17 protein-coding genes are annotated in these 19,601 nt (G+C 61.2%); 14 read left to right on the top strand and 3 right to left on the bottom strand.

All coding sequences use genetic code 11. The annotated features are described in order from the left end of the window. The first annotated feature begins 7 nt into the window (after nucleotides 1–7). From CSQ95_RS09520 to dsbD, 3 genes are all read left to right on the top strand, one after another. Nucleotides 8–985: a DNA-directed RNA polymerase subunit alpha gene (locus CSQ95_RS09520; RefSeq protein WP_008444343.1), complete on the top strand. Its 978-nt coding sequence runs from the start codon at nucleotides 8–10 to the stop codon at nucleotides 983–985. 133 nt (nucleotides 986–1,118) lie between these two features. Continuing rightward, entirely contained in the window at nucleotides 1,119–1,511 is a 393-nt protein-coding gene (gene rplQ / locus CSQ95_RS09515) for a 50S ribosomal protein L17 (protein WP_034753219.1), read from the top strand. Between the two features lie 158 nt (nucleotides 1,512–1,669). Beyond that, a complete protein-coding gene (gene dsbD, locus CSQ95_RS09510) occupies nucleotides 1,670–3,619 on the top strand; it encodes a protein-disulfide reductase DsbD (protein WP_099409305.1) in 1,950 nt (649 codons plus the stop codon). A gap of 118 nt (nucleotides 3,620–3,737) precedes the next feature. Here dsbD and CSQ95_RS09505 read toward each other — a convergent pair whose 3' ends face one another. Further along, nucleotides 3,738–4,271 (bottom strand): Spy/CpxP family protein refolding chaperone, encoded by a 534-nt coding sequence (locus CSQ95_RS09505; protein WP_180279006.1) that lies wholly within the window; start codon nucleotides 4,269–4,271, stop codon nucleotides 3,738–3,740. Nucleotides 4,272–4,457: 186 nt separating this feature from the next. Between CSQ95_RS09505 and CSQ95_RS09500 the strand changes: the two genes are divergently transcribed. From CSQ95_RS09500 to CSQ95_RS09480, 5 genes are all read left to right on the top strand, one after another. Continuing rightward, the gene (locus tag CSQ95_RS09500) at nucleotides 4,458–5,186 is read left to right on the top strand and encodes a response regulator (RefSeq protein ID WP_034753223.1); all 729 of its coding nucleotides are present in this window, start codon (nucleotides 4,458–4,460) and stop codon (nucleotides 5,184–5,186) included. Further along, entirely contained in the window at nucleotides 5,183–6,541 is a 1,359-nt protein-coding gene (locus CSQ95_RS09495; protein ID WP_070292329.1) for an ATP-binding protein, read from the top strand. The genes CSQ95_RS09500 and CSQ95_RS09495 overlap by 4 nt, the downstream gene beginning before the upstream one ends. Nucleotides 6,542–6,629: 88 nt before the next feature. Continuing rightward, nucleotides 6,630–7,802: an efflux RND transporter periplasmic adaptor subunit gene (locus tag CSQ95_RS09490; RefSeq protein ID WP_099409303.1), complete on the top strand. Its 1,173-nt coding sequence runs from the start codon at nucleotides 6,630–6,632 to the stop codon at nucleotides 7,800–7,802. Beyond that, on the top strand, nucleotides 7,799–10,909 hold the full coding sequence (locus tag CSQ95_RS09485) for an efflux RND transporter permease subunit (RefSeq protein WP_099409302.1): 3,111 nt from the start codon (nucleotides 7,799–7,801) through the stop codon (nucleotides 10,907–10,909). Before CSQ95_RS09490 ends, CSQ95_RS09485 begins: the two co-directional genes overlap by 4 nt. A gap of 258 nt (nucleotides 10,910–11,167) precedes the next feature. Then, nucleotides 11,168–12,088 carry a hypothetical protein gene (locus tag CSQ95_RS09480; protein ID WP_257218001.1) on the top strand — a complete coding sequence of 307 codons (921 nt, stop codon included), beginning with the start codon at nucleotides 11,168–11,170 and terminating at the stop codon, nucleotides 12,086–12,088. A 76-nt stretch (nucleotides 12,089–12,164) separates the two neighbouring features. On the opposite strand, the gene yihA is transcribed toward CSQ95_RS09480, so the two are convergent. Beyond that, a complete protein-coding gene (yihA, locus tag CSQ95_RS09475) occupies nucleotides 12,165–12,902 on the bottom strand; it encodes a ribosome biogenesis GTP-binding protein YihA/YsxC (RefSeq protein ID WP_070221698.1) in 738 nt (245 codons plus the stop codon). 186 nt (nucleotides 12,903–13,088) lie between these two features. Between yihA and CSQ95_RS09470 the strand changes: the two genes are divergently transcribed. The 5 genes from CSQ95_RS09470 (at nucleotide 13,089) to CSQ95_RS09450 (ending at nucleotide 18,971) form a co-directional block, all read left to right on the top strand. Beyond that, nucleotides 13,089–13,760 (top strand): cytochrome c, encoded by a 672-nt coding sequence (locus CSQ95_RS09470; RefSeq protein ID WP_070221697.1) that lies wholly within the window; start codon nucleotides 13,089–13,091, stop codon nucleotides 13,758–13,760. A gap of 185 nt (nucleotides 13,761–13,945) precedes the next feature. Then, nucleotides 13,946–16,042, top strand: coding sequence for a cytochrome c biogenesis protein ResB (locus CSQ95_RS09465; RefSeq protein ID WP_099409300.1), 2,097 nt, complete (start codon nucleotides 13,946–13,948; stop codon nucleotides 16,040–16,042). Between the two features lie 64 nt (nucleotides 16,043–16,106). Continuing rightward, on the top strand, nucleotides 16,107–17,258 hold the full coding sequence (gene ccsB, locus CSQ95_RS09460) for a c-type cytochrome biogenesis protein CcsB (RefSeq protein WP_099409299.1): 1,152 nt from the start codon (nucleotides 16,107–16,109) through the stop codon (nucleotides 17,256–17,258). Nucleotides 17,259–17,330: 72 nt separating this feature from the next. Then, on the top strand, nucleotides 17,331–18,308 hold the full coding sequence (gene msrP / locus CSQ95_RS09455) for a protein-methionine-sulfoxide reductase catalytic subunit MsrP (RefSeq protein WP_070221694.1): 978 nt from the start codon (nucleotides 17,331–17,333) through the stop codon (nucleotides 18,306–18,308). A gap of 9 nt (nucleotides 18,309–18,317) precedes the next feature. After that, complete coding sequence (locus CSQ95_RS09450; RefSeq protein ID WP_099409298.1) at nucleotides 18,318–18,971, top strand: sulfite oxidase heme-binding subunit YedZ; 654 nt, start codon at nucleotides 18,318–18,320, stop codon at nucleotides 18,969–18,971. On the opposite strand, the gene CSQ95_RS09445 is transcribed toward CSQ95_RS09450, so the two are convergent. Beyond that, nucleotides 18,968–19,150 carry a lipoprotein gene (locus CSQ95_RS09445; RefSeq protein WP_070221692.1) on the bottom strand — a complete coding sequence of 61 codons (183 nt, stop codon included), beginning with the start codon at nucleotides 19,148–19,150 and terminating at the stop codon, nucleotides 18,968–18,970. The genes CSQ95_RS09450 and CSQ95_RS09445 overlap by 4 nt on opposite strands. 40 nt (nucleotides 19,151–19,190) lie before the next feature. Here CSQ95_RS09445 and cyaY point away from each other — a divergent pair, with 40 nt between their 5' ends. After that, entirely contained in the window at nucleotides 19,191–19,520 is a 330-nt protein-coding gene (gene cyaY, locus CSQ95_RS09440; protein WP_070221691.1) for an iron donor protein CyaY, read from the top strand. Nucleotides 19,521–19,601 lie beyond the last annotated feature (81 nt).

The raw sequence follows: 19,601 nt of genomic DNA, 5'->3' as shown, positions 1-19,601 counted from the left end.
ACATTTCATGCAAAACAGTTTGTTGAAGCCACGTATTATCGATGTTGAAGCTCTCGGTGCAGGTCACGCCAAGGTCGTGATGGAACCGTTCGAGCGCGGCTATGGCCACACATTGGGTAACGCGTTGCGCCGCGTTCTGCTGTCGTCGATGGTAGGCTACGCGCCGACCGAAGTGACGATCGCTGGCGTCGTCCACGAATATTCCTCCCTCGATGGCGTGCAGGAAGACGTCGTCGATCTGTTGCTGAACTTGAAGGGTGTGGTTTTCAAAGTCCACAACCGCGATTCGGTAACCCTGACCCTGAAAAAAGAAGGCGAAGGCGCGATCCTGGCCTCCGACATCGACCTGCCGCATGACGTGGAACTGATCAACCCTGACCACGTGATCGCCCACCTGACCGCTGGTGGCAAGCTGGACATGCAGATCAAGGTTGAAAAAGGCCGCGGCTACGTTCCTGGTAACGTGCGTCGCCTGTCGGAAGACACGAACAAGACCATCGGCCGCATCATTCTCGATGCATCGTTCTCGCCAGTGCGCCGCGTATCGTACTTCGTTGAATCGGCCCGCGTTGAACAGCGTACCGACCTGGACAAGCTGATCATCAACATCGAAACCAACGGCGTGATCTCGCCGGAAGAAGCGATCCGCCAGTCGGCCCGCGTCCTGGTGGACCAGTTGAATGTGTTCGCTGCCCTGGAAGGCACGGAAGCTGCCGCCGAAGCGCCATCGCGCGCTCCGCTGGTCGATCCTATCCTGTTGCGTCCAGTCGACGACCTCGAGTTGACCGTGCGTTCGGCAAACTGCCTGAAAGCGGAAAACATCTACTACATCGGCGACCTGATCCAACGTTCGGAAAACGAACTGCTGAAAACGCCAAATCTGGGCCGCAAGTCCCTGAACGAAATCAAGGAAGTGCTGGCATCGCGCGGCTTGACCTTGGGCATGAAGCTGGAAAACTGGCCGCCTGCCGGCCTGGAAAAGTAATTCGTAGTTGTAGCAAACTGCCTGGGACAGGTGTCCCAGGCTTTTATTTTGTAGTACCAAACCGGCCCGCGATGAAGCTTCTGCCTCATTGATCGAAGAGCTGGAATTTAAACACTCACCGAAAGGATTTATCATGCGTCACGGTCACGGCCTCCGTAAACTGAATCGTACCTCGTCCCACCGTCTGGCAATGCTGCGCAACATGACAGTATCGCTGCTGCGTCACGAAGCGATCAAAACCACCCTGCCAAAAGCAAAAGAACTGCGCCGCGTTGTCGAGCCAATTCTGACCCTGGGCAAAACCGACTCCCTGGCAAACAAGCGTCTGGCCTTCAACCGCCTGCGCGACCGTGAAATGGTCGTCAAATTGTTCGCTGAACTGGGCCCACGTTTCGCCAACCGTAACGGTGGTTATGTGCGTATCCTGAAAATGGGTTTCCGTGTCGGCGATAACGCTCCTATGGCGTTCGTTGAACTGATGGATCGTCCAGATACGACCGAAGCAGTTGAAGTTGCTGGCGAGTAATCCCAGTAATTGCATCTGAGAAAGCCAGGCCTAGCCTGGCTTTTTTGTTTTCTGCTGCAGCTATCCTTTCAGCGGTGTACTATTCTTCTTTCGCGCCGGCCCGGCACAAGCGCTGCCTGCTCCGCGCGTCCTCTGTCGAATGGTCGAAAAGGTAGTTCATGTCCCGTTTCCCCTCCAGCGCCTCCGCGCGCGCCGCTCCATTACATCAACTGCTGATCTGGCTTGCCGCCTGTTTGCTGCTGGCCATGGCCGTCTTCGGCGCCAGTCATGCCCGCGCCGACGATGAATTCCTCGATCCGGAACTGGCTTTCAAGTTTTCCGCCCGCATGCAGGATCCGTCCACCATCGCCGTCACCTACGTGATCGCCGACGGCTACTATATGTACCACGAGCGCTTCAAGTTCGAGGCCGTGGGCGCCAAGCTGGGCACGCCCGCGTATCCGGCTGGCAAGGTCAAGTTTGACGACACCTTCCAGAAGAATGTGGAAACCTTCCGCAAGACCCTGACCATCACCATTCCCGTCGAGGCGGCCGGCGCGTTCACCCTGAAGGCGACGGGACAGGGCTGTTCGGACAAGGGCCTGTGTTATGCGCCGCAGGATGCCACGGCCCAGCTGGTGGGCGCTGGCGGCGGCCAGAGCGTGGCGCCCGGCACGGGCCTGCCGTCGAAATTCGCTCTGCCGGCCGCGCCGGCAGTCGACACGGCGGCCGTCAACGGTCCGCAGGCGCAGGCGTCGCCCGGTGTGTCCGTGCTGAGCATTCCCCAGGCCGATATCACCAGCACGTCCGAGCCGGTAGCGGCGGCGCCCGTGGCGGCAAGCGCCGCGCCGGCGCAAAGCGAGATGGGCAAGATCGAGGCGGCCCTGAAGGGCGGCAAGCTGCTCGTCATCGTGCCCCTGTTCATGCTGCTGGGCCTGGGGCTGGCGTTTACGCCGTGCGTGCTGCCGATGGTGCCGATTTTGTCGTCGATCATCATCGGCGATGGCGCCAAGGTCAGCCGCTCGCGCGGCTTGCTGCTGTCGCTGACCTACGCGCTGGGCATGGCCATCGTCTACACGGCGCTGGGCGTGGCGGCTGGCCTGGCGGGCGAAGGCCTGGCGGCCCAGCTGCAAAACCCGTGGGTGCTGGGCTTCTTTGCCTTGCTGATGGCGGGCCTGGCCTTGTCGATGTTCGGTTTTTATGAGCTGCAAGTGCCGGCTTTCCTGCAAGGCAAGCTGACGAGCGTATCGAACCAGCAATCGTCGGGCCGCCTGGCGGGCGTGTTCGTCATGGGCGCCATTTCCGCGCTGATCGTGGGACCCTGCGTGGCCGCGCCGCTGGCCGGCGCCTTGCTGTACATCAGCCAGACGCGCGACGTCGTCATCGGCGGCAGCGCCCTGTTTGCCATGGCCGTGGGCATGAGCGTGCCCTTGCTGTTGGTCGGTGTGTCGGCCGGCACCTTGCTGCCGCGCGCCGGCGCGTGGATGGATGCCGTCAAACGCTTCTTTGGCGTGCTGCAGCTGGGCGTGGCCTGGTGGCTGGTCTCGCCCGTGCTGCCGGGCGCCGTGCAGATGCTGGGCTGGACGGTCTTGTTCGTCGGCTACGGCATGTATCTGCTGGTGGGCAAGAGCGGCGCGCAACACGCCTGGGTGGCCAAGGCCTTCGGCCTCGTGTTTGCCGTGCTGGGCGCGATGCAGCTGGTCGGCGTGGTCAGCGGTGGCCGCGATCCGCTGGCGCCGCTGGCACACCTCGGCGGTGGCCAGGTGCACGCACAACCGTTTACGCGTGTAAAGACCGTGGCGCAGCTCGATGCGGCGCTGGCGCAGCTGGGTGGCAAGCCGGCCTTGCTGGACTTTTATGCGGACTGGTGCGTGTCGTGCATCGAGATGGAAAAACTGACGTTCGTCGACCCCGCCGTGCGCGCGAAGATGGGGCAAGCCGTGCTGCTGCAGGTGGACGTGACGGCCAATGATGCGGACGACAAGGCCATGCTGAAACGTTTTCAGCTGTTCGGCCCGCCGGGCATCATCATGTTCAACCCGCAGGGGCAGGAAATCGCCCAGTCGCGCGTGATCGGCTTCCAGAACGCTGCCACCTTCCTGACCTCGTTGCGCAAGCTCGAGCAGTAGGAGGGGGGACGGGCAGGTCGGGTAGGTCGGGTTCGCCCGTCAGGGCGTAACCCGACGCCACCGCATACATCAACCATGTTGTCGGATTACGCGGCGTTGCCGCTAATCCGACCTACGTTCAGCCTGCTTTATGGTGCGCGCCATGACCTCGGTGGTGGCCGCGCATTCCTCCATCTTTGCCGCCAGGCACGCTGTCATCAAACACTTTCTTTTGCTCCGGCGTCAGTGCGGCATAAAAGGTTTTCAACGAGGCCAGGCGGCTTTCCTGGTCTGCGATGCGTTCCTTCGACATGGCGATCCATTGTTCCATGCGCTCCGGCGCCGACAGCTTGGCCATCGCTTCGTGCCTGGCTTTCCAGTCGCCCATCGGCTTTTTCGGCGCATTGGCGGCCGTGAAGGTGGCCCAGGCCGGTTCCTGCGCAGCCGTCAGCTTCAGCTTGTCGTGCAGGCGGGCCTGGTACTTGGCCATGCGTTCGGCCGGGTTGCCACCGCGGTGCTGGCCGCGCTGGCCTTCATGTTGCATCTTGGTGCTGGCCGCAGGCGCGCTGGCGGCCGCTTCCTGGGCGTGGACGGTCAGCGATGCCGCACCCATGCCGAGTACGCTCATGGCGATGATCAAATTCTTGCGCAAGGTTGTCATTGAGGCGTTCATCTGGATTCCTTTGTAAAAGTGAGGGATGTACATGTTGCTGCACATGAATCCATGTTGGACGCGCCATGTTTCCCCGAAGTGTCCGCTGCCAGACAGTTTGTATCTATATGTTTCTTCGGGTCTCCTATATACAAGACGATACAAATGCGTTGTGCAAGGGCGGGGGAAGTGGGGATAATTCGTACCATGGAACCCACTTCTACAATTCTCATCGTCGACGACGACCGCGATATCCGCAGCTTGCTGGCGGACTACCTGGAAACGAACGCCTACCGCACCCTGGGCGCGGCAGATGGCACGGCCATGTGGAAAATTCTCGATGAAACGCGGCCCGATTTGATCGTGCTCGACCTGAACCTGCCTGGCGACGACGGCCTGACCCTGTGCCGCAAGCTGCGCGCCCAATCGACGGTGCCGGTGATCATGCTGACGGCGCGCAATGAGCCCCTGGACCGTATCCTGGGCCTGGAGATGGGCGCCGACGATTATTTGCCGAAACCGTTCGAGCCGCGCGAATTGCTGGCGCGCATACGCAGTGTCTTGCGCCGCAGCCATGCCATGCCGTCGAACGTGCCGTCGGACAAGGCGCAGCAAATCCGCTTTTCCGGCTGGACCCTCGACTTGACGGCGCGCCATCTGCTCAACCCCAGCGGCCTGGTGATCATGCTGTCGGGCGCGGAATTTCGCTTGCTGCGCGTGTTCCTCGAGCACCCGAACCGCGTGCTCAACCGCGACCAGTTGCTGAACCTGACGCAGGGCCGCGACGCGGACCCGTTCGACCGCTCGATCGATATCCAGATCAGCCGCCTGCGGCAAAAGCTCGGTGAAGATGCCCGCTTGCCGCAAATCATCAAGACCGTGCGCAACGGCGGCTACGTGCTGGCCGGCCAGGTCAATGTGGAGCCGCACGCGTGAAGGCCTTCCTGGGATCGATGACGGGCCGTGTCTTCATGTTTTTGCTGATCGGCATCGTCGCTTCGGCCGCGCTGACGCAGTGGCTGGCCGTGGGCGAACGCCAGCGCGCCATCGAGCAATACCGCGACTACCACGCCGTCGAGCGGGCCGAGCAGCTGGTGATGGCGGCCGACGTGGTGCCGCTGGCCTCGCGCGCCGCCTACCTGAAGGTGGCCAACAAGGGCAGCGTACGCCTGGAATTGCGTCCCGACGTCGAGCATGTGCCGGGCAAGCCGACGGAATTTTCCTCCGCCCTGCAAGCCAAATTGGGCGAAGGCTTCAAGGTCAGCGCGCTGGCCGAACGCCCGGAAGCCTGCGTCAAGCCGCGCCAGTCGCCGGGCATGTTTTCCGCCAAGCCATGGGGCGGTACCTGCGAAAACCTCGACGTGCGCATGCAGGATGGCCACGTGTTGCGCCTGATGGTCTTGCCGCCGCGCCAGCAGCCGCCGTTCAATGAACATAACGACTGGATGACTCTGCTGCCTTTCCTGATCAGCATCGCCATCCTCGCCTACCTGGTCACGCGCATGACCATGCGCCCGCTCAAGCAACTGGCGCAGGCGGCAAAAGACCTCGGTAACGACATCAACCATCCGCCGCTGACCCTGTCGGGCGCCAGCGAGATCCGCCAGGCCAGCGCCGCCTTCAATGCCATGCAGGCGCGTATCCGTCAGCATATTTCCCAGCGTACACAGATGCTCGCTGCCATCACGCACGACTTGCAGACGCCGCTGACGCGCTTGCGCCTGCGCCTGGAAAAAGTGGCCGATACGGAATTGTATGACCGTCTGGTGGGCGACCTGTCGGCCATGCAGAGTATGGTCAAGGAGGGGCTGGACCTGGCCCGTTCGATGGATAGCACGGAAGCGATGCAGGCGCTCGATCTCGATTCGCTGTTGGATAGCGTTTGCTCCGACGCGGCCGATGCGGGCCAGAATGTGACCCTGGCCGGGCAGGCCGGCATGGCCTTGATGGCGCGCCCGATCGCCATGCGGCGCTGCCTGGTGAACCTGATCGACAATGCCGTCAAATATGGCCAGTACGCGCAGGTGACCGTCGAGCGCATCGCCGGCGCGGCACGCATCCGCATCCGCGATGGCGGGCCGGGGATTGCGCCAGATCAGCTGGCCAAGGTGTTCGAACCGTTTTACCGGATAGAAACCTCGCGTTCGCGCGAATCGGGCGGTACGGGCCTGGGCCTGACCATCGCGCGCAATATCGCCGAGCAGCACGGCGCCACCGTTTTGCTGGCCAATCACGTCGACGGTGGACTGGAAGTCACCCTCATCGTGCCAGAGTATTACGCAGGAAAGTGAGCATTTCCATGCGACAATATTGCGCGTTAGGCCTCCCTGGCAACTACATTCAACCTGCAGCCCTGCGCTGCGACAGCGTGACAGAACAATGAAAAAGACTAGTCTGGCAATCCTCGTGGGTGCTGCCCTGTGTATCGGTGGCGGCATCTGGTATTTCAATCATCAGCCGGGCAAAGCGGCCGCTGGGCAGGATGGCAAAGGGGGCAAGGGCGGACAGGCGCCGACGACGGTGAGCGTGGTCGCGCCGGTGCGCCAGGATGTGCCGATGCTGCTGCAAGCCAATGGCAGCGTGACGCCGATCAGCAGCGTCGACTTGCATCCGCAGACGACCAGCACGATTACCAAGGTGCACATCCGCGAAGGCCAGTTCGTCAAGCAGGGCGAGCTGATGTTTACGCTGGACGCGCGCAGCGAGCATGCGAACGTCGACAAGGCGCAGGCGCAGGTCTTGCGCGACCGCGCCTCGGTAGCCGATCTCGAACGCCAGCTCAAGCGCAACCAGGATTTGTTGAGCAAGAATTTCATCGCCCAGGGCGCCGTGGACACGCTGCAAAGCCAGCTCGACGCGGCACGCGCCTTGCTGGCCGCCGACCAGGCCGCCTTGCGCGCCGCCCAGGTCGACTCCAGCTACACCGTCCTGCGCGCGCCGCAGGCGGGCCGGGTGGGCGCTATCAATGTCTACGCGGGCAGCCTCGTGCAGCCGACCACGTCGCTCACCAGCATCACCCAGCTCGACCCGATCGACGTGGTCTTCACCTTGCCGGAAAGCAGCCTGTCGGGCTTGCTGGCGGCGCAAAAGGCGGGCGAGGTACCCGTCACGGCCCTGTTGTCGGACGCGGGCGGCAAGCAGCTCGATGGCAAACTGAACTTTATCGACAATGCCGTCGACCCCGCTACGGGCGTCATCAAGGTCAAGGCGCGCTTCAACAATGGCGGCACCGACCTGTGGCCTGGCCAGTACGTGAATACGCAGCTGACCGTGCGCACGCTCAAGGATGCGCTGGTGATCCCGCAAAACGCCATCATCACGAGTACCGCCGGCACCTTCGTGTACTCGATGGAGGCGGACAACACGGCCAAGATGCGCAAGATTACCCGCGTGTATGCATTCGGACCGAGCGCCGTCGTCACCGGCCTGGCGGGCGATGAAAAAGTCATCGTCGACGGCAAGCAGAACTTGCGCCCGGGTAGCAAGGTGCGCCTGGCGGAAAAACACAAGGCTGCCGACGGCGCCGCCGCAGCGCAGGGCAAGCCAGCATGAACCTGTCCGAACTGAGCATCCGCCGCCCCGTCATGGTGGTGTTGCTGTCCCTCTCCATCATCCTGGCCGGCGTGCTGGCCTATCTGCAAATTCCCGTGGCGGCCTTGCCGAGCTACAACACGCCCGTCATCAACGTCAGCGCCGACCTGGCCGGCGCCAGCCCGGAAACCATGGCCTCGTCGGTGGCCTTGCCGCTGGAAAAGCAGTTTTCCACCATTTCCGGCCTCAGTCTGATCACGTCCACGAGTACCCTGGGCAATACGTCGCTGACCCTGGAGTTTGACGCCAGCATCAATGTCAACGAGGCGGCCGTCGATGTGCAGGCGGCCCTGCTGCGCGCACAGCGACAGTTGCCGACGGAAATGACGGACTTGCCGTCTTACCGCAAGGTCAATCCGGCCGATGCGCCGGTGCTGTTCATCCAGATGACGTCGCCATCGCTGAACTTGTCGGACCTCAACGATTATGCGGAAAACCTGATCGCGCCCAGCCTGTCGACCCTGCCTGGCGTAGCCCAGGTCATCGTCAATGGCCAGAAACGCTTCGCCGTGCGCGTGCGGGCCCGTGCCGACCTGATGAATGCGCGCAACCTGACGATGGACGAGCTGGCTGTAGCCTTGCGCACCTCGAACACGAATTCCCCGCTGGGCATCCTTGACGGTCCGAGCCAGACCCTGACTATCCAGGGTAATCCGCAAATGATGAAAGCGGCCGATTTTGCCGAACTGATCGTCGCCAGCCGCAATGGCCAGCCCGTGCGCCTGAAAGACGTGGCCGAGGTGGAAGACAGCTTTCAATCGATCAAGTCCGTCGGCAGTTTCAACGGCGAGCGCTCGATCAGCCTGATGGTGCAGCGCCAGCCGGACGCCAATACCGTGCAAGTGGTCGACGGCGTGCGCCGTTTGCTGCCGGGCTTCAAGGAGCAATTGCCGCAGTCGATACAGATCAGCCTGGTCAACGACCGTTCGCTGTCGATCCGCGAAGCCATCCACGACGTGAATCTGACCCTGGCCCTGACGGTGGTGCTGGTGGTACTGGTGATCTTTTTGTTCCTGCACCGCGCGGCCGCGACCTTCATTCCTGCCGTCACCATGCCGATCTCGCTGCTCGGCGCGCTGGCCCTGCTGTACTGGCTCGGCTACAGCCTCGACAACGTGTCCCTGCTGGGCATTACCCTGGCCGTGGGCCTCGTCGTCGACGATGCCATCGTGGTGCTGGAAAACATCGTGCGCCATATCGAGATGGGCAAGAAACCGATACGCGCGGCGCTGGAAGGGGCGAAAGAGATGGGCTTTACCATCATCTCGATTTCCGTCTCGCTGGTGGCCGTGTTCATCCCCATCTTCTTCATGCCGGGCGTGATCGGTTTGCTGTTCCACGAGTTCGCCGTCGTCGTCTCGCTGGCCGTGCTGGTGTCTGCCCTCGTGTCGCTGACCCTGGTGCCGATGCTGGCCAGCCGCTTCCTGCCGGCCGACTCGCGCGAGCACAATGACAGCGACCCCAGTCATGGCGAGAAAACCTTTATCGGCCGCCATTTCGAAGCCGGTTTCACGAAATTGCGCAACGGCTATGTGCATCTGCTCGACAAGGCCCTGGCGCACCGCAACGTGGTGCTGTTCGTTGCCGTGTGCACCTTTGCGTTGACGGTGCTGCTGTACGCGACCATTCCCAAAGGTTTCTTCCCCGAAGAAGACCTGGGCCAGATCCAGGTGAATACGGAAGCGTCGGAAGATATTTCGTCCGCGGCATTGCAGGACTTGCAAGCCCGCGTGGCGGCCGTGCTCAAGGCGGACCCGAGCGTGCAGGACGTGACGTCGTTCGTCGGCGGCGGCAACACGGGCCGCATGTTCATGGTCTTGAAACCGCGCAGCGAGCGCCCGAAAATGCCCGTGGTGCTGGAAAACCTGCGCCGCGCGGCGGGCACCGTGCCCGGCATGGCCGTGTATTTCCGGCCCGTGCAAAACTTGCAGCTGGGCGGGCGCCAGAGCAAGAGCCGCTACCAGTACACCTTGCAAAGCGTCAGTCCCGACGCCTTGAATGACTGGGCGGAAAAGTTCATTGCAGGCATGCGTACCGATCCCGCCTTCCGCGACGTCACCAGCGATTCGCAGATCAAGGGCTTGCAGGCATCGCTCCGGATCGACCGCGACAAGGCCAACCTGCTGGGCGTGCAAATGTCCGATATCCGCACGGCACTGTACAGCGCCTTTGGCGAACGGCAAGTGTCGACCATCTATTCGTCGGCGGCCAGTTATTACGTGATCCTGGAAGCGGCCACGGCGGACCGCCAGTATGACGATGCGCTCACGCGCGTGTCCGTGCGCAGCAAGTCGGGCGAACTGGTGAAATTGTCGAGCATTGCCTACGTGGAACGCACGATCGGCCCCACCTCCGTCAACCACCAGGGGCAGTTGCAGGCCGTCACCATCGCCTTCAATCTGGCGCCGGACGTGCCGCTGGGGATCGCCACGGGCAAGATCGACGCAATGGCCAAGGACATGAGCTTGCCGGCCTCCATCATCACGCGCTACGGCGGCGACGCGGCCGTGTTCCAGAGCTCGCAATCGAGTCAGATCATCCTCATCATTGCCGCGCTGGGCGTGATCTATGTGCTGCTCGGCGTGCTGTATGAAAGCTATATCCACCCGCTCACCATCCTGGCCGGCTTGCCGTCGGCGGCCGTGGGCGCGCTGTTGACCTTGCGCCTGTTTGGCATGGACCTGACCATGATCGCCATCATCGGCATTTTGATGCTGATCGGTATCGTCAAGAAAAACGCCATCATGATGATCGACTTCGCCCTGCATGCGCAGCGCAACGAGGGGCTGGCGCCGGCAGAGGCCATCCGCCAGGCCTGCATCCTGCGGTTTCGTCCCATCATGATGACGACGGCGGCGGCCCTGATGGGCGCCTTGCCGATCGCTCTGGGCCTGGGCGCCGGCGCCGAGCTGCGCCAGCCGCTGGGGCTGGCCGTGGTCGGCGGATTGCTGTTTTCACAAGTGATTACCCTGTTCATCACCCCCGTCATCTATTTATTCCTGGACAAGTACAGCGGCACGGGGCCGATGACGGACGAGCAACTGGTGGCGCTCGACAACAAGGCTTGAGCGCATGCGTGACTGATGACCCGTGACCGGCGTCCCATTTCTGCGTGAATGGGGCGCCGGTTTTGTATGGGCAGTGATACATACGGTAACAACCGTCAAGGGATGGCTCGGGTACTCTGGTCAGCGCTGCAAGGAATGTCGCTATCCTGTACGCTTCGGGTTGGAAAGGCCGAGGAAGTGTTCCCAAAAGCAAGGGACTCTGGCACTATGGCTGCCCTGTAATGTTATTTCTTCGCTACACAGAAAGCACGATTCATTTTGCATGACACGACCCATTTGTTGGCTGCCGATTCCGATGTTTGCCCCACCTGCGGGCAAGTGATCCAGCCACCTCCGGCCTACGGGTCCAAGACCAGCACCACGCGCAAGGTTGCGCTCGGCGTGTCCGTCTTGCTGCACGTGCTGCTGGCGGCGTATGTCCTGTTGCGCAGCGACACCATCGAAAAGATTCCGCCGCCGAAGAAGGAAAGCGCGATGGTCTATATCGCGCCGCTGAAGGACAAGCCGCAACCGAAGCCGCAGCCCAAGCCCACACCCAAGCCCACGCCCAAGCCGAAGGACACGAAAGTGGCCAAGGTGAAACCGCCGCCGGCGCCGAGCAAGCGCGTGGTCACAAAAGACGTGCCGCGCGACAAGCCGAAACTGGAAACCTACACGCCGCCGCTGGTATCGAAAGTGCCGTTACCGCCGCCGCCGGCCGAAGACATGAGTTCGATGATAGAGCAGCGCCGCAAGCAGCGCGAGGCGCAGAACCCCGCGCCGCCGGCCGAGGAAAGCGAAAATGACCGCGCCATGCGCGTGGCCAAGGCGAATATCGCCGGCGCGCAGGGACGCAATTCCGGCAGCGACCGCGAGGATTCGGGCGGCGTGTTTTCCATCGTCAACCAGACCTCGTTCAGCGCCGAAGTCAAGTTCAAGGGCTGGAACGGCAACTTCAAGCGCAACTGGCTGAAGCAGGAAAAAGTGGAATTGGGCAATGAGCCTGATATTGAAACGGCCATCATCAAGAAGATGATCCAGCTGATCCGTGCCGAAAAGCCCGGCGATTTCGTCTGGGAGTCGCGGCGCCTGGGGCGTAACGTCAACCTCAGCGCGCGTGTGGAAGATACGGCCGAGCTGAGCGCCTTCCTGCGCCAGGAATTCTTTTCCGAGAAGCGCCCGGGGCCGGGACGGCGCTAGGCGCCCGGCGCCCGCGCAAGAAAAAAGGCTGCACCGTGTGAACGGGCAGCCTTTTTTTACGCAGCGTTGATGTCGATCAAGCCGGCTTGTCGGATTCCGGCTCGACGTCGTCTTCCATGTCGATCAGGTCGACCATCTGGGCCGCGCCATCTTCGCTGATGCCAGCCAGTTCCATGATCTTGTCGTTGGCTTCGTCGATGCCGACTCTTTTCAGGGCCGAGAACAGTTGCACGGTGAACGGGAAGCCGACGCCGTCTTCATCCACGTAGCTGTCGAGCTTGGCTTTCGCCTGGCGCAAGGCATTCACGGATTCATTACGGTTCAGTTTATCGACTTTCGTCAGGATGCAGTGAATCGGTTTGCCCGTCGGGGCGAACCATTCCAGCATCTGGATGTCCAGGTCGGTGAACGGGCGGCGCGAATCCATGATCAGGATCAAACCGGCCAATTGTTCGCGGCGCTGCACGTAGTCGCCCAGCAGGCGCTGCCAGTGCAATTTCGCCGAGCCCGATACTTCCGCGTAGCCGTAGCCCGGCAAGTCGACCAGCAGGCATTCGATCTCTTCGACGATGGTGGCATCCTTGCGGTGCTGCGCCACGTGGGCGCCGCCGATGGAGAAGTAGTTGATGTGCTGGGTACGGCCAGGTGTCTTGGAGGCGAACGCCAAGCCTTTCTGATTACACAAGATGTTGATGGCGGTCGATTTACCGGCATTGGAGCGGCCGGCAAAGGCGATTTCCGGCACCGTGGTATCGGGCAGGTCACGCAATTGGTTGACGGTCGTAAAGAAGCGGGCTTGCCAGAGTTTTGACATGGGAGTAGTAAAGCAACAAAAGGGAGCGATAAGGGAGCGATAACGCCAAGAAGCTATTGTACAATAAGGGGTTGTTTATTGTTGCCGGCGTAGCAGCGATGCGGCTTGCGGCCCTGAAAATAAAGCAAAAATCCACAGGGCGCGGCAATGTCCACCACTAATTTCTCACTGTCTCAGGGTGCCTGAATGAATCGTGCGTTTTCACCGTTGTTCAAATCCATGCTGCTCGCTTTGCTGGCTGTATCGGCAACTGCCTCCGCGGTCGAAGCACCAAAACCGGCCGTCAAGGCCGACGCTGCCAAGGGCGCTACCCTGTACGCCGATGGCGATGCGGCGCGCGGCCTGCCCGCCTGCGTGTCCTGTCATGGCGCGGCCGGCAATTCGACCATCACGGTCAATCCGAAGCTGGCCGGCCAGCACGAAAGCTATATCTACAAGCAACTGGTCGACTTCACCACGCCGGAACGCAACCAGCCCGTCATGACGACGTACGCGAAGATGCTCAGCGACGCCGACAAGAAGAATATCGCCGCCTACCTGGGCGCGCAGCTGTCCAAGCCGGGTGCCGCGAAAAACAAGGATACGATTGATTTGGGCAAGAAAATCTACCGTGGTGGCATTGCTTCCAAGCAAGTTGCCGCCTGCGCCAGCTGTCATGGCGCGACGGGCAATGGCATTCCCGTCCAGTATCCGCGCATCGCCGGCCAGCACCAGGATTACACGGTGGCCCAGCTGACGATGTTCCGCAGCACCAAGGCCGATGCCCGCAAGAACAGCGCGCAAATGCACACCATCGCCGCCCGCATGTCGGATGACGAAATCGCCGCCGTGGCCGACTATATCGCCGGCCTGAAGTAAGTTTTCATAGTGGCAAGAGATTGCCAGGCGCAGCAGCGCGCGTGAACAAGGGCGGCCGTTTCCACAGGCTGCCCTTTTTCATGGCAGGGGCCAAACAGGAGTATGCTGCCGCCTTGCGCGGAGAAACACTCTGCTCCATGCCTACATTTCCTTGAAGATTGCATATCCCGTATGAGTATCCACGTATGAGCACTGGCACGACCGGAATCGAGTTAAAGACCCAACGCCGCAGCCTGGCTGAATTCGTCGAGCTGGTCTCGTCGATGCGCTTTGCCATCAGTTTGCTGACCCTGATCGCCGTCGCCTCCATCATCGGCACCGTGCTCAAGCAAAACGAGCCCATGCCCAATTATGTCAACCAGTTCGGTCCGTTCTGGTTTGCCGTCTTCGACAAGCTGAGCCTGTATTCCGTGTATTCGGCCTGGTGGTTCCTCGTCATCATGGGTTTTCTGGTCGCCTCGACCTCGCTGTGCATCGTGCGCAATGCGCCGAAGATGCTCAAGGACATGCGCAGCTGGCGCGAAAACGTGCGCGAGCAATCGCTGCGCAATTTCCACCACAAGCTGGAATGGCAGGCGCCGCTGCCGCGCGCCGTGCTGGCGCAGCAGATGGTGATGCGCCTGAAAGACGCCGGCTACGGGGCCAAGGTGGTCGAGAAGGACACCGCCACCCTGGTGGCGGCCAAGCGGGGCGCGGCGAATAAATGGGGCTATATCTTTGCCCATGGCGCCATCGTCATCATCTGCGTGGGCGGCTTGCTCGATTCGGAAATGCCGATACGCGTACAGCAATGGTTCTTTGGCAAGACGCCGTTTTCCGGCAGCGGCGTGATCGCCGACATTCCCGCCCAGCACCGCTTGAGCCTGTCGAACCCTACTTTCCGCGGCAACACCATGATCCCGGAAGGCTCGTCGAGCAACACGGCCATCATTCCGCAGGCCGATGGCGTGCTGATCCAGGATCTGCCCATCACCATCCTGCTGAAGAAATTCCACATCGATTTCTACAGCACGGGCATGCCCAAGCTGTTCGCCAGCGATGTCGTCATCACCGACCATGCAACGGGAGAAAGTTTTCCTGCAACCATCAAGGTCAACCAGCCGCTGCTGTACAAGGGCCTGGCCCTGTACCAGTCCAGCTTTGAGGATGGCGGCAGCAAGCTCAAGTTGACGGGTTTTCCCATGACGGGCAAGACGACGAAACGCTTCGATATCGGCGGCGAAGTGGGCGGCAGCACGCCGCTCGAGCGCAGTGACGGCAATTCCTACACGGTGGAATGGTCGGGTTTCCGTCCGTTTAACGTGGAAAACCTCAGCGCGGGCCAGGACGTGCGCGCCGTCAACAAGGCGGAAAGTTTCAATGATAAATTCGCCGTCGGCCTCGATAAGCGCCTCGGGTCGGCCGCGAAAAACGCCAACAACAAGGATCTCAAGAACGTGGGGCCGTCGGTGCAATACAAATTGCGCGACAAGACGGGACAGGCGCGCGAGTACCAGAACTATATGCAGCCGGTCACGGTCGATGGCACGACGGTGTTCCTGGCCGGCATGCGCGTCAACCCCAGCGACCCGTTCAGCTATCTGCGCATTCCCGCCGACGACAATGTCAGCGTGAATGAGTGGATGCGCTTGCGTGCCGCGCTGCAAGATCCAGCGCTGCGCCAGCAGGCCGCCGCCCGCTATGCGGCGCGCGCCATGCCGCAGGCGAACGCGGAAGCCTTGCGCGGCCAGTTGCAGGAATCGGCGGCGAAAAGCCTGGGCATCTTTGCCGGCAATGGGCAAGAGGGAGGTTTCCTCGCCATTTCTCGTTTCTTGGAGAAAATTCCTGCTGCCGAGCAAGAAAAAGCGGCCGATATCTTCATGAAAATCCTCAACGGCAGCCTGTGGGACTTGTGGCAGGCGGCACGCGCCCAGGATGGCTTGAAAGCCGTCGAGGCCGATGACAAGCACGGCCGCTTCCTGCAGCTGGCCACGAATGCGCTGTCCGACAGCTTCTTCTATGGCGCGCCCGTGTACCTGCAGCTTGACGACTTTACGGAAATCAAGGCGTCCGTGCTGCAGGTGACGCGTTCGCCGGGCAAGAGCGTGGTCTACCTCGGTTGCCTGTTCCTCGTGATCGGCGTATTTTCCATGTTTTATATCCGCGAGCGCCGCCTGTGGGTGTGGATCAAGGATGGCGAGGGCGGCAGCGAGGCCCTGATGGCCATGAGCACGCAACGCAAGACGCTGGATTTTGAAAAAGAATTTGAGAACTTGAAGGCAAAGCTGCCGCAATCGGCGTAAGCTGCGCTGAGTTGGATTGGCTGAGTTTCGGGACGCTTGCGCGTCGCCGGGAATGGAGAAAATGATGGAATTGGCAAACAAGCAAATATATACGCAGGAACCAGGATTTTTCAAGCGCCTGAGCCTGATCGATTGGCTGTACGGCGCCGGCTTGCTGGCCGCCTCCCTGTTCGGCCTGATGCGCTTTGGCGCCTTCATGGATATCTATGAAAAGGCCATCCTGCTGGCCGCGGCGCCCACGTTCGCGTGGCTGGGCTGGCACTGGAAGCCCGTACGCTGGCTGATCCCGCTGGCGACCGTGCTGTCGCTGTCCGCCATCGAGCTGTACGCGGGCCACCTGGAAATGGCCAACCAGAAATTCTTCCTGAAATACATCTTGTCGAGCCAGTCCGCCATCTTGTGGATGGGCACCCTGTTTGTGCTGTCGACTCTGTTCTACTGGATCGGCCTGGTGGCGCGTTCGGAATTCGGCTCGTCCGTCGGCTCCCTGCTGTGCTGGGCCGGCGTGGTGCTGGGCCTGACGGGCATGCTGGTGCGCTGGTACGAGTCTTACCTGATCGGCGCCGACGTGGGCCACATTCCCGTGTCGAACCTGTATGAAGTGTTCATCCTGTTTTCCCTGATCACGGCCATGTTCTACCTGTATTACGAGCAGCATTATGCGACGCGCCAGCTGGGCGCCTTCGTCATGCTCGTCATTTCGGCGGCCGTCGTGTTCCTCATGTGGTACACGGTCACGCGCGACGCGGCGGAAATCCAGCCACTGGTGCCGGCCCTGCAAAGCTGGTGGATGAAGATCCACGTGCCGGCCAACTTCATCGGCTACGGCACGTTTGCCCTGTCGGCCATGGTGGCGGCGGCCTACCTGCTCAAGTCGAGCGGCTACCTGGTCGACCGCCTGCCGTCGCTGGAAGTGCTCGACGACGTCATGTACAAGGCCATTTCCGTCGGTTTCGCTTTCTTCACGGTAGCGACCATCCTGGGCGCCCTGTGGGCGGCCGAAGCGTGGGGCGGCTACTGGTCGTGGGACCCGAAGGAAACATGGGCGCTGATCGTCTGGCTCAACTATGCAGCCTGGCTGCACATGCGATTGATGACGGGCTTGCGCGGCCGCGTCGCCTCGTGGTGGGCGCTGGTGGGCTTGCTGGTGACGACGTTTGCCTTCCTGGGCGTCAACATGTTCCTTTCTGGATTACATTCTTACGGCAAGCTTTAATGACAGAAGCGTCATGAACGGCCCGGAAAAACTGGTGTAAGGTATATCCAATCACCTTTTTCCGGAGCCGCCATGTTGATCAAGCGCAGTCCCAACGGCATTGAGTTGCCGTACTCTTCCGAAATCACGCCGCGCGCCGTGTTTGAATCGCGCCGCAGCTTCATCAAGCAAGTGGCGCTGGGCTCGATGTCCAGCGCGGCCTTGCTGGAAATGGCCAGCCGCGAAGCGTTCGCGCAAGGCACGAATCCCAAGCTGGCAGCCAAGCTCAATCCCGCCTATTCGGCGCTGGACAAGCAGACGGCCTATAAAGACGCCACCAGCTACAACAATTTCTACGAATTCGGCACGGACAAGAGCGACCCTGCGCAAAACGCGGGCACCCTGCGCACGCGGCCGTGGACGGTCAGCATCGAAGGCGAAGTGAAAAAGCCGATGACGCTGGACCTCGATGCGCTGCTCAAGCTGGCGCCGCTGGAAGAGCGCGTCTACCGGCTGCGCTGCGTGGAGGGCTGGTCGATGGTGATCCCGTGGGTCGGTTATTCCTTTTCGGAAATCATCAAGAAGGTCGAGCCGACGGGCAATGCCAAGTACGTGGAATTCATCACCCTGGCCGACAAGAAGCAGATGCCGGGCGTGGGCAGCCGCGTGCTGCAGTGGCCCTATACGGAAGGCTTGCGCATCGACGAAGCGAACCATCCGCTGGCGCTGCTGACCCTGGGCATGTACGGCGAAACCTTGCCGAACCAGAACGGCGCGCCCGTGCGCATGGTCTTGCCGTGGAAATATGGCTTTAAATCGGCCAAATCCATCGTCAAGATCCGTTTCGTCAAGGAACAGCCGCGCACGTCCTGGAACCTGTCGGCGCCGTCCGAATACGGTTTTTATTCGAACGTGAACCCGAACGTCGATCATCCGCGCTGGTCGCAGGCGTCCGAACGGCGCATCGGCGAAGACGGTTTTCTCGCGCGCAAGCGCAAGACCCTGATGTTCAACGGCTACAACGATGTCGCTTCCTTGTACGCGGGCATGGATCTGAAGAAGTTCTTTTAAGGAAAGACCATGGTCCTCAATCCCTCGACCAGGCAGTTGTCGCTGCTGAAAAGCCTGATCTTTTTGCTGGCGCTGCTGCCGTTTGCACGCATGGTCTGGCTGACGTACACGGGGCAACTGGTGGAGCCGCTGGAATTCATCACGCGCGGTACAGGCGACTGGACCCTGTATTTCCTGTGCATCAGCCTGGCGGTGACGCCCTTGCGGCGCCTCACCCAATGGAATTGGCTGATCAAGCTGCGGCGCATGCTGGGCCTGTTCGCGTTTTTCTACGCGGCGCTGCACTTCACCACGTTTTTATGGTTCGATCACTTTTTCGATCTGCAGGAAATGTGGAAGGATGTGCTCAAGCGGCCGTTCATCACGGTGGGTTTTATTGCCTTTGTGTTGCTGATTCCGCTCGCCGTGACGAGCACGAACGGCATGGTCAAGCGCCTGGGCGGCAAGCGCTGGCAGTGGCTGCACCGGTTGATCTATGTGATCGCGCCGCTCGGCATCCTGCACTTTTGGTGGATGAAGGCGGGCAAGCACAATTTCGCGCAACCGATCCTGTTCGGCAGTATCGTCGCGCTACTGCTGTTAATCCGCGTATATTTTGCCTGGAATAAGCGCGTCAAAACTGCCAGGGCGGCGCATGCCGCCGCCCCGGTGCGCTCCGTTTAGGTCGCCGGCACGATGACGGGCGGCGGCGGCACGGGGGCCGGTTCGACGGGGCCTTTGGCCGGTGCGCCTTTGGCCGCTGGCGGCTTGGGCAGATACAGGGGGCCGGGCTGGCCGCAGCCGGCCAGGACGCTAGAAACCACAATGGCGATGCCGATATAAAACGCTGAGGATGACTTCACGATTAGAATCACGGTTTGATTAAGATCTTTGGAGTGTAGCATGAGCGAATCGGAATTCCTGGCCCTGGCCGAAGCCACCCTGACCCAGATCGAGGCGGCGCTGGACCGGCTGAACGATGAAGACGTGCTCGACGTCGAATGCAGCCGCAGCGGCAATGTGCTGGAAATCGAATTCATCGACAACGGCACGAAAATCATCGTCAACAGCCAGGCCCCCATGCGCGAAATGTGGGTGGCCGCCCGTTCCGGCGGTTTTCATTACAAGCGCGTGGGCGACGAGTGGATCAACACGCGCGACGGCTCGGAACTGTTTGCGGCCTTGTCCGGCATGGCCAGCGAGCAGGCGGGCGCACCGGTGGTATTGAAGTAATTGTTTTAGCCGCGCGCAATAAAAAAAGGGCAGCCTCTTCAGGCTGCCCTTTTTGCTTGCGTAATCCGACAACATTTGGCG

This window comes from Janthinobacterium sp. BJB304 (assembly GCF_002735765.1).
Taxonomy (GTDB): Bacteria; Pseudomonadota; Gammaproteobacteria; order Burkholderiales; family Burkholderiaceae_D; genus Janthinobacterium.
Note: the sequence above shows the minus strand (reverse complement) of the source record. Positions and strands in the feature narration are given on the sequence as shown.

Coding starts and splice junctions, on each gene's coding strand:
- CSQ95_RS09465 (WP_099409300.1), top strand. CDS start 13,946: ATGAGCACTGGCACGACCGGAATCGAGTTAAAGACCCAACGCCGCAGC.
- CSQ95_RS09485 (WP_099409302.1), top strand. CDS start 7,799: ATGAACCTGTCCGAACTGAGCATCCGCCGCCCCGTCATGGTGGTGTTG.
- CSQ95_RS09470 (WP_070221697.1), top strand. CDS start 13,089: ATGAATCGTGCGTTTTCACCGTTGTTCAAATCCATGCTGCTCGCTTTG.
- CSQ95_RS09450 (WP_099409298.1), top strand. CDS start 18,318: ATGGTCCTCAATCCCTCGACCAGGCAGTTGTCGCTGCTGAAAAGCCTG.
- CSQ95_RS09520 (WP_008444343.1), top strand. CDS start 8: ATGCAAAACAGTTTGTTGAAGCCACGTATTATCGATGTTGAAGCTCTC.
- CSQ95_RS09500 (WP_034753223.1), top strand. CDS start 4,458: ATGGAACCCACTTCTACAATTCTCATCGTCGACGACGACCGCGATATC.
- cyaY (WP_070221691.1), top strand. CDS start 19,191: ATGAGCGAATCGGAATTCCTGGCCCTGGCCGAAGCCACCCTGACCCAG.
- yihA (WP_070221698.1), bottom strand. CDS start 12,902: ATGTCAAAACTCTGGCAAGCCCGCTTCTTTACGACCGTCAACCAATTG.
- CSQ95_RS09505 (WP_180279006.1), bottom strand. CDS start 4,271: ATGAACGCCTCAATGACAACCTTGCGCAAGAATTTGATCATCGCCATG.
- dsbD (WP_099409305.1), top strand. CDS start 1,670: ATGTCCCGTTTCCCCTCCAGCGCCTCCGCGCGCGCCGCTCCATTACAT.
- rplQ (WP_034753219.1), top strand. CDS start 1,119: ATGCGTCACGGTCACGGCCTCCGTAAACTGAATCGTACCTCGTCCCAC.
- ccsB (WP_099409299.1), top strand. CDS start 16,107: ATGGAATTGGCAAACAAGCAAATATATACGCAGGAACCAGGATTTTTC.
- msrP (WP_070221694.1), top strand. CDS start 17,331: ATGTTGATCAAGCGCAGTCCCAACGGCATTGAGTTGCCGTACTCTTCC.
- CSQ95_RS09490 (WP_099409303.1), top strand. CDS start 6,630: ATGAAAAAGACTAGTCTGGCAATCCTCGTGGGTGCTGCCCTGTGTATC.